The sequence below is a fragment of the Synergistaceae bacterium genome, from assembly GCA_017444345.1.
GTDB lineage: Bacteria > Synergistota > Synergistia > Synergistales > Aminobacteriaceae > JAFUXM01.
This window is the reverse complement of the sequence record JAFSWW010000103.1, coordinates 1-9042: the sequence shown is the minus strand read 5'-3', so window position 1 is coordinate 9042 and position 9042 is coordinate 1. Positions and strand designations below refer to the sequence as shown.

Below are 9042 nucleotides of genomic sequence, written 5' to 3'. Positions count from 1 at the left end.
TGGGCGGGTGGGAGTGAGGCGGAGAATTTTTTTATTATTTTGAGTTACGTACTGACTCGTTGCGTTCCTTTAGTGCCCGTTCTGCGAGTGTGCAGGCTCTTAATATTGCGTCTAAGTCCTTACTTTCTGAAATTTTCACGAGATTATTAATTGAGTCTTCAAAATCGCGTTCTATTTTGCTTTTTGCCGGAGTCGGGTCCGAGTATCTAATTAATTCCGAAAGATTCACGATTGCTGCTACACTTTCAGCCGGAGTCCCCGTTGATTTCAGATCTTCCGCGATATAAGCGACTTTATTTGCCATTGATGAGAGATTTACACGGCCTTCTTTCTGTTCTCGTCTGTCTGCTCCTGACATTCTTAGAGTAGCCATGTTAATTAACATCATGGGAACGAGAAAGACTACAAGCCCGCCGATATGAATCAACATATATTTTATAACGGTGAAATTTGCAAAGGCATTCCATACAGAGACGATTATTACAAACAGGAAATAAAGCCCGCATAACAGCACCTTACTAAATCCGGCGGGAACTCTACGGCCAGAATCTCCCCGCATAGCAATCCCCGAAAACATGAGAGTCTCAATAACCAGCGCAAAAATTAGGAATCCTACAGAGATCCAGAAAGTAACGCCCCTCTGTTCTGGAGTCGTCAAGAAATAAACGAATACAGCAGCAGCAAGCCCGATTAACAGCATAATCAAGAAAATATTAAATACTTGCCTGATCTTGTTAAAAAATTTACCCATTTAAATCAATCACCTTTCTTGAAAAAATTATTATACTTGTTGACCGCATTGAGGACAGAATTTTGCGCCCGGAATTAACGCAGCACCGCATTTAGTACAAACCGGCTTTTTACCGCAGAAGGGACAAAATACAGCTCCCGGCACTAATGGCTTCCCGCAATGAGGGCAATTATTATTTGCTGATGGAGTCGGATTTACAGGATTTGCCGGCGGATTTGGATTTTGCGGAGGAGTCGGCGGTGTTGTCTGTTGAGGGTTAATATATTGATTCATTTGTGCGGCCATTTGCCCTAAAGCTCCGCCCATTCCGAGACCTGCTCCGAGTCCTGCTCCTGCTCCGATAAGTGATGAGCCGCCTTCATTTTTTGCCGCTGATTCTAACACGTCAAACGAGCGTTTTTGCTGATAGTTATAGCCCATTACGTTCATGCTGGCACGTTCACTCAAAGCAGATTTTAATTTTTTGATTCCCTCGTCATCGTCAATAACATTAATAGACCCGAAATAGAAATTAACAGGCTCGATCCCGAATTCCTTAAATGCCTGCGATAATTTGCCGACTGCTTCATTTGACATGTCTTCAAGATATGAATTAATCTCGAAAATATTTACTTTTTTCTGTGCTATATAAGTCGCTATCATGTCGCCCATACGACTCAAAATCAGCCCTCTGAAGTAATTTTCTATGTCTGAGCGCGTTATACTCGTCTTATTTCCTGCGAGTTTAATGACAAATTGCCGGCTCTCTGTGATTCTCAGCCCGAACTGACCGAATGCACGCACATAAATGGGAATTTGATATTCAGGATCCTTGAGTAACAAGGGATTTTGCGTTCCCCATTTCATGTCTAATAAATTAACTTTGTTGACGAACCAGATTCCCGCCTTATATGGACTCTCGCCGCCGGTGGGTAGATTCATAATTGAGCGCAAAAATGGTAAATTATCCGTTGAAAGAGTATGACGACCCGCCCCGTATAAGTCAACAGCTTGGCCGTCCCTGAATAATATAGCCTCTTGAGACTCACGCACTATTAATTGCGACCAGTTGCCGAGCTCGTCGCTTTTGCCCGCATTATTCTTGTTGACATAACGCCACGCAAGGACATCATTAGAATTTAATTTATCGTCCCATTGTATAACTTGAATTAATGCCATGATGATTTTATCTCCCGTTAAAAAATTTTATATTTTCCTGATAATAATAGCATAAATAAATTCCCCCCTGAATCTTTTCACGACTCAAAAGGGGGAATAATTTTTTGTGAGAATTTAGCGGATTCGTAAATAAACCGTGTCCTCGTCCGTGTAATTTGCTGCTGTAGGACTAGCTGCTGATTTGAGTCCTGCTGAATTTGCCCGGCCTGCTAATTTGCTTTTAATTTGCGAGTTATTGCCGAGTTTTGTTAAATCACATTTTGCGAACCATAATTTATTATTGCTTTCTACACCGTATTCGCTTGTAAGTGAACTCCCATTGTTTAAATACGGCTTAATATTTGCTATATCAAGATCCGGCGCGGGTGTCCTGTTATATGCGTCAAAGCTGTCTACGTAATGAGCGAGTGCAGCAACTTTTATATTATTAAGACTCGTTATAATGTCAGAAGCCTTTGCAGAATTTATTGACTCCGTGCTTGAGATCATCATCATGGAACTTAGCACCCCGATTACAACAATAACTATAAGCATTTCTACCAGTGTAAAACCTTTTCTCGTTCTCATTCGTAAAACCTCCCTATTTATGACAATTGAATTATTGCCGAAGTTACTGGCGAGAAAATCGCGATGGCAATTACTGCTATTATACCGCCGACAAAGACAATCATAACGGGCTCCAATAATGAGACAGTAGCTTTTATTTGCTCGTCTAATTCCTGATCGTACCAAGTAGCGACTCTTTCAAGCATTGTATCAAGATGTCCTGTTTCTTCGCCGATTCTCATCATTTGAGAGACTAGAACGGGGAAGATTCCGGCCTGCCTTGCTGAGTCTCCCAGTGATACGCCCTTGATTGCGTTTGCTCTTAACTCGTCAAAACCTTCAGCAACTACCATATTTCCGGCTGTACCTTCTGCCATTTCGAGACTGCGAATAACGGGGACTCCAGCTGACACGAGGGACGCAAAAGTTCTCGCAGATCTTGCCATTGACGCTTTGAATAATAAAGTTTTCAAAATGGGAATCTTGAGCTTGAATTTATCCATAGTTTTGCGAGTTGCCCTGTTTTTACACAAAAATATCCATAAAAATGTAAATCCTATTGCGGCAATAGCAATAATGTACCAGTGAGCACTAAACCATTCACCGGCCGCGAATAAATAAAGAGTTATAGCGGGTAAATCTATATTCATGGCTGCAAAAGTTTCCTTAAATTTGGGAACAAGAAACATAAAGAAAAATATTAGAATTCCTACAGCAAATGTCATTACGAAAGCAGGATAAAATAATGCGCTCTTGACTTTACTGCGGAGTGCCTGCTGTTTTTCGAGTAATACTGCGCCCTGTTCGAGTGAATAATCTAACATACCGCCCTCTTCTCCTGCCTCAACAAGTGAGACTAACAAGGCATTAAATGCGGGGTGCTGACTCATTGCTTGGCTTAAAGTAACTCCCCTATCAAGACGAGCTTTAATATCAGTTAAAATTTTCTTGAGAGCATAATTTGACTCTTGACTCGTTATAACATCGAGTGCTGAAGCAAGCCCGACCCCTGCGCCTTCCATTGTTGCGAGCTGGCGGAAGAATACCATCAAATCTTTTAGCGAGACTTTACCCGATGAGAATAAATGCCCTATATCAGCGTTAAGAATAGCTTTGAGGCTGAAACCTTTTTTAGATTTGCTTGATTTAGCAAGAGAAGTATTAGCTCCCTGTTCAGTTAAATTTATTACTACGACATTTCTATTGCGTAATTGTTCGAGCGCGTGTTTTTGACTGTCTGCAGCGACATAACCCTCAATTATTTCGCCGTCCTGCTGTCTTGCGCGATACCTGAAATTCAATTATAAATCACCTGTCTTATAATAATTTATATCGATAAAAGCCGCTCAATTTCCGGTAAATCATAAGCAAAATCTTTCGCAGTACTCTTTGAAATCTTGCCGGCCCTGTATAAACGCGCTAAATCCTGTTCCATCGTGTGCATTCCCGTATTTAAGCCCGTGAGCATTGAATTTCGTAAACTTGAAGTCTTGCCCTCACGTACATTGCTGCGGACTGCCGGAGTCGATAATAATAATTCCGTCGCACAAAAACGCCCCGCGAAACCTTCAGCCGGTAATAACTGCTGTGAACATATTCCGATTAAAGTATAAGCTAATTGCAGCCTGATTTGATTCTGTTGATGAGGCGGGAATACGTCTACAATTCTTTCTATAGATTGTGAAGCGTCTTGAGTGTGAAGAGTTCCGAGTACTAAATGCCCGGTCTCTGCTGCTGTGATAGCCGCTGAAATTGTCTCAAGATCCCGCATTTCGCCGATTAATATAACGTCGGGGTCCTGCCTCAAAACGTGCCGAATTCCTGACGCAAAATTTTCCGTGTCGCTGCCTATTTCTCTTTGATGTATAACAGATTTTGCCGGAGTATGTATATATTCTATAGGATCTTCAATTGTAACAATATGGCATTTTCTCGTGTGATTAATTTCGCTTACTATTGCAGCAAGAGTCGAGCTTTTACCGTGCCCGGTCGGTCCAGTTACAAGAAACAAGCCGCGATGTCTGCCCGCTATAGTTTTCAGGACTTCAGGGAGTCCGAGTTCGTCAAGAGATTTTATTACTGAAGGAATGAGCCTGAATGTTATAGAGACTCCGTGCATTTCACGATAAGCACTGCCCCTGAATCTCTGATTATTGAACGTGAAAGCAAAATCTAAATCGCCGGTTCTCGCAAATTTTTCTGACTGTGAATCGCTCAAAATCTCGTCAAGAAAATTTACAAGAGTCTCCCGCGCAAATGTCCCGAAATCCTTTATATAATCTAAATCTCCGTGAATTCTCAAAGCTGCCATATTATCCGAACTTAAATGTATATCGCTTGCGTTATATTCTATAGCTAGATTTATTAATTTCTTGAGTGTCTCATCTTTAAAGTGTTGCACTTATAATCTCCTCCAATGATGTATAACCTGCTTTGACTGCGTTTAAACCTGACTGGCGCAAAGTTTTCATGCCCTTGTGAATAGCTGCGTCACGTATTGACATGGCCGCCTGCCCCTTCAGAATCATATCGCGCAAATCATCATCTATAACAATTATCTCATAAATTCCGCGTCTGCCTTTATAGCCATTTCTGCAATGAGGACACCCGACCGGCTTAAATGCATGAGTCCCCTGCGGTAAATTGAATCTCTCACAAGTTCCCGAGTCTAATTCGTATTCCTGCTTACAATATGGGCATAAACACCGCACGAGTCTTTGAGCGATTATCCCCGAAAGTGAGGCCGATAACAAAAACGGAGGGATTCCCATGTCTATAATTCTTGATATTGCGCTGGGAGCGTCGTTAGTGTGCAGAGTCGATAATACAAAGTGGCCCGTTAATGCTGCTCTGATTGCTATTTGCGCAGTGTCTGAGTCTCTGATCTCACCTATCATTATTTTATCGGGGTCTTGTCTCAAAATTGAACGTAAAGCAACATCAAACGTGAGTCCGGCCTTCTCGTTTACGTGGACTTGATTAATACCGGGTATAAAGAATTCGACGGGATCTTCAACTGTTACAATATTTATATCGGGTCGGCTGATTTTCTTTAACATTGAGTAAAGAGTCGTGGATTTGCCCGAACCTGTAGGACCAGTAGCCAGCAAGATACCCCACGGCATTTCGCAAAAGTGATCTATTATCATAATATCTTCAGAGTCAAAACCGAGCGAATCAAGCTCATCGAATGAGTTATCACGGTCGAGAATTCTTAATACAATTTTTTCGCCGTTCATAGTCGGAAGTGAGCTGACTCTTAAATCTATGTGCCGCCCGTCAATTAGAGTCAATATGCGCCCGTCTTGAGGTCTTCTTTTTTCGGCGATGTCCATTCCTGCAATTATCTTAATTCTTGCTACTATAGTCGGGTGAAGTGTTACGGGGTAATCGAACGCAGAATATAATGAACCGTCGACTCTGAATCTAATTCGCGACATTTTTTCGTAGGCTTCTATGTGAATATCTGAGGCGTTTTCTCTGACTGCCTGCTGTATTAATTCGTTTACAAGTTCGACTAAAGGCGCATCATCGGGATTAACTTGTGTAGTAGTTGCAGCAAGGGGCGTAAATGCGTCTGTTATTCCCTCGTTTGCAGTCAAAGCACTGGCCAAGTTAGTCTGTAATTCATAAATTCGCGGTATATTTCGTTGAATGTCCTCGACTCCTGAGCAGGCTGGGTGAAGTTCGAGACCTGTTACCATTCTAATTTCGTCCTGAGCAGGTAAATCAAGGGGATCTGCCATAGCTACCAGTAAAGAGCCTTCTTCATCAATTTTCAACGGAATAACATTCAATCTTTCGGCGGCACTTCTAGGGAGTAATTTTATAGCGTCGGGCTGAACTTGGTATCTATCAAGCTGTATAAATGGGAGTTCAAGCTGTACTGCGAGGGCTTCGGCGACCTGTGTAGAAGTAAGAGCCTTGAGATCTATTAATATTTCGCCGAGTCTTTTATCTGAAGTCTCTTGTATCTTGACTGCTTCAGTTAATTGCTCCTTATTGACTAGACCGTATTGCAGTAAAATATCGCCGAGTCTTACGCGTTGAGATAAGAAAATATTTTCCATGAGTAAATATAAAGCCTCCTTACTTTAGAAATCTATTATGGATTTATAAGCAAAATAGTTAGCTATAAAACCGCCTCTTATTGTAGGTACTATTATAGCGAAAAGCACAGAAACTATTAATAATAATCTTAAATATTTACTTTTTACGCAGAATGGCATGAATGCCAGGATTATAGATTGAAGATAAGTATTATACACAAGTATTCTGCCATTAATAGTTAAAACAGCACTTAGTACTAAATAAAAAAGGGTATTAAATTTATAATATTCGAAATTAAGATTTCCTAGAAGTTTTTTGCCGCGGCGGGAATATAAGCAAAATATCAGATATGTACCTATCCGTGACATTGTAAGAGTAATAGAACCTACCCCCCCCCATCCATCTGGGGCTTCTTCTACATAACCTACATAATGGACTGGGATTATATTAAACGATTGAAAAGTTTGAAATACCATAATAGTTACAGCTCTAAAATTAAATATCATTAGCATAATTATAAATATCATCATATATCTAAAATATGTCTTACTTGTAACTATTATATGAACCCCTAAGATAAGCCCTATACATACTAGTGCAGACGCATGAAAAAAGAACGCAGCTATTATATACAACATAAATTTTATATATTCTTTCTTCTCAACATGATCTAGTCCCATAATAATAATTGAGGCTGCCATAGATTGACGTATCATACTCATTGAGCCTATCCATTGCACAGAGAGAAATATTATCATAATAAACGCAAGAGGTGCAATTTTTCTATGTTTATAAGCTCCTATGTAGAAACATCCTACAGTAATAAGCTGATAAAAAAAGTAACACCAATTTACATGCCCAAAAGTATGCATTACTGTATAGCATAAAAGTTTATAACCTAATTCTTTATTACTTGAAGAAGCTACAAACTCCGCGAAAGTTTTAGACGTTTCGGCAAGCATAGCATGAGGCAGCCCGTAAATTAACGAGTCAATACCTACATCAACTGTTCTTAATCCGCCTACTATACTCGGAATTAATACACTTATAATTGAGCATAATATCATTACACCTTTATTCTTTACACGTGAGGCCAGCCACGCAAAAAATGCCGAAAATATAATCGTAACTGGATATATCCATAGCACTTATAAATTCCCCCCCGAAAAATTTAATAACTCTCTTGCATTAAATTATAATATGTCTTGAACATAATTCTAAATAATTTATATAATAGGAGTGAAAATTATTCACATGTCAATTATAACAGCACCAAGAGGCACACGGGATATTTTGCCGGGAGAGTCATATAAATGGGCTTATATCATAAAGACTGCTTCAGAAACTATGAAAGATTTCGGATTTAGCGAGATTCATTTGCCCATATTTGAACACACAGAATAATTTGCGCGCGGGGTTGGCGAGACTACCGACATAGTAGAGAAAGAAATGTATACATTCAACGACAGAGGCGGACGCAGCATAACTCTTAGACCTGAAGCAACTGCCGGAGTAATGAGGGCAGCAATCGAGAATAATTTATGTGTTCAGGGAATGAGCGCGAAATTATGGAACTGGGGGCCTATGTTCAGACATGAGAGACCTCAAAAGGGACGTTACAGGCAATTCTACCAGATTGACGCGGAATATTTAGGAATTCCCGGAGCATTTGCAGATGTCGATATAATATCGCTTTCTATTGAGTTATTCAGGCGACTGGGCTTGAAAAATTTAGAAGTCGTAATTAATTCAGTGGGCTGTGAGAAATGCAGGCCGGTTTACCGCGAAAAATTAATAAATTACTTCACTGCTCATAAAGACTCACTCTGTGAAACATGTATAGCGAGACTCGAACGCAACCCGTTAAGAATCCTCGACTGCAAAAACGAATCTTGCGGCAGAATTTCAGACAATGCACCGGACATTTATGACTCACTCTGCGACGAGTGCCGGGAACATTTCAGCGAGGTCAGGGCAGGGCTTGAGAGACTCGGCTTTGCTTACAGAATCAATAAAAGACTCGTGCGGGGGCTTGATTATTATACGAAGACTGCCTATGAAATTTTATCGGGCGATTTAGGCTCACAAAATGCGGTCTGCGGCGGAGGTCGTTATGATAATCTTTCTAGCGCGATAGGAGGCGGCAAAATTCCCGGAGTTGGCTTTGCTTGCGGGCTTGATAGGGTCATGCTGGTAATGCAGGAACAGGGCTGTACATTTGGAGAAGTTCCGAAAATTTGCGCGTATGTTGCTGCACTTGACGACTCAACGAGGGGAGCGGCACAAGTTTTAACATATGAGCTGCGGAAAAATAATATTTCAGCAATTAATGACACGGCCGGGAAGAGCTTTAAATCACAAATGAAGTCAGCAAGTGAATGCAAATTTGCTTGTATAATCGGGCCTGATGAGCTGGCAAATAATCTTGTTGCTATAAAAAATTTACTCGACGGGACTCAAGAAAGCGTACAAATAAATCAAGCAGTGAACTACATCAAAGCGAGGGTATAATAAAGCCGCCGTCGGGGTGGGCGGGT

7 protein-coding genes and 1 pseudogene are annotated in these 9042 nt (G+C 40.8%); 1 reads left to right on the top strand and 7 read right to left on the bottom strand.

Annotation, left to right across the window (positions count from 1 at the left end; translation table 11 throughout):
- Positions 1–34: 34 nt before the first annotated feature.
- From IJS99_08310 to IJS99_08280, 7 genes are all read right to left on the bottom strand, one after another.
- Positions 35–751, bottom strand: coding sequence for a hypothetical protein (locus tag IJS99_08310; protein MBQ7561817.1), 717 nt, complete (start codon positions 749–751; stop codon positions 35–37).
- Between the two features lie 30 nt (positions 752–781).
- Entirely contained in the window at positions 782–1909 is a 1128-nt protein-coding gene (locus IJS99_08305) for an SPFH domain-containing protein (protein ID MBQ7561816.1), read from the bottom strand.
- Positions 1910–2023: 114 nt separating this feature from the next.
- Complete coding sequence (locus IJS99_08300) at positions 2024–2476, bottom strand: type II secretion system protein (GenBank protein ID MBQ7561815.1); 453 nt, start codon at positions 2474–2476, stop codon at positions 2024–2026.
- Positions 2477–2493: 17 nt separating this feature from the next.
- The gene (locus IJS99_08295) at positions 2494–3756 is read right to left on the bottom strand and encodes a type II secretion system F family protein (GenBank protein MBQ7561814.1); all 1263 of its coding nucleotides are present in this window, start codon (positions 3754–3756) and stop codon (positions 2494–2496) included.
- Positions 3757–3782: 26 nt separating this feature from the next.
- A complete protein-coding gene (locus IJS99_08290; GenBank protein MBQ7561813.1) occupies positions 3783–4856 on the bottom strand; it encodes a PilT/PilU family type 4a pilus ATPase in 1074 nt (357 codons plus the stop codon).
- The gene (gene tadA / locus IJS99_08285) at positions 4843–6525 is read right to left on the bottom strand and encodes a Flp pilus assembly complex ATPase component TadA (protein ID MBQ7561812.1); all 1683 of its coding nucleotides are present in this window, start codon (positions 6523–6525) and stop codon (positions 4843–4845) included. The genes IJS99_08290 and tadA overlap by 14 nt, the downstream gene beginning before the upstream one ends.
- A gap of 24 nt (positions 6526–6549) precedes the next feature.
- Positions 6550–7653, bottom strand: coding sequence for an EpsG family protein (locus tag IJS99_08280; GenBank protein MBQ7561811.1), 1104 nt, complete (start codon positions 7651–7653; stop codon positions 6550–6552).
- Between the two features lie 106 nt (positions 7654–7759).
- Between IJS99_08280 and IJS99_08275 the strand changes: the two are divergent.
- Positions 7760–9016 (top strand): annotated as a pseudogene (locus tag IJS99_08275) (histidine--tRNA ligase).
- The last annotated feature ends 26 nt before the right edge of the window (positions 9017–9042 follow it).